Consider the following 440-nt stretch of genomic DNA (forward strand, 5'->3'; position numbering starts at 1 on the left):
GGACCAGGCAGGACGCCACGAGCCGCCCGTCGACCTGCACGTTGCAGGCGCCGCACTCGCCCTGCGAGCAGCCGTCCTTGGCGCCGGCCAGGCCGAGCCGCTCGCGCAGCACGTAGAGCAGAGACTCGCCGATCCAGGCGTCGCCGACGGGCCGGTCGGTGCCGTTGACGCGGAGCACGTAGGAGGCGAGGGGGTGGTCGTCGTGGGGCGCGATCGTGATGCCCGGATCGACGTCCGGTCCACCGGGGTCGGCCGGGTCGGCCGGTGTCGTGGCACCGTCCGGGTCGCCGGGTCCGGGTGCGTCGTCCTGGGTGCCGATGGTGGCGGCGGGTTCCGCCGGGGCACCGGTGACGTCGTGGGGGCCGTGGGCGCCCTCTGGGGCCTCCGGGGTCCCCGCGGGTCCGGGAAGGGGCTCCGCGGCGCCCTGCGCGCCGGGGTGC

At 77.5% G+C, this 440-nt stretch carries 1 protein-coding gene; it reads right to left on the bottom strand.

Annotation, left to right across the window (positions count from 1 at the left end; translation table 11 throughout):
• A partial coding sequence (locus LPA41_RS41180) for a 2Fe-2S iron-sulfur cluster-binding protein (RefSeq protein ID WP_229076916.1) occupies positions 1 to 440 on the bottom strand: 440 nt, incomplete at both ends.

This window comes from Actinoplanes sp. DH11 (assembly GCF_020873875.1).
Taxonomy (GTDB): Bacteria; Actinomycetota; Actinomycetes; order Mycobacteriales; family Micromonosporaceae; genus Actinoplanes.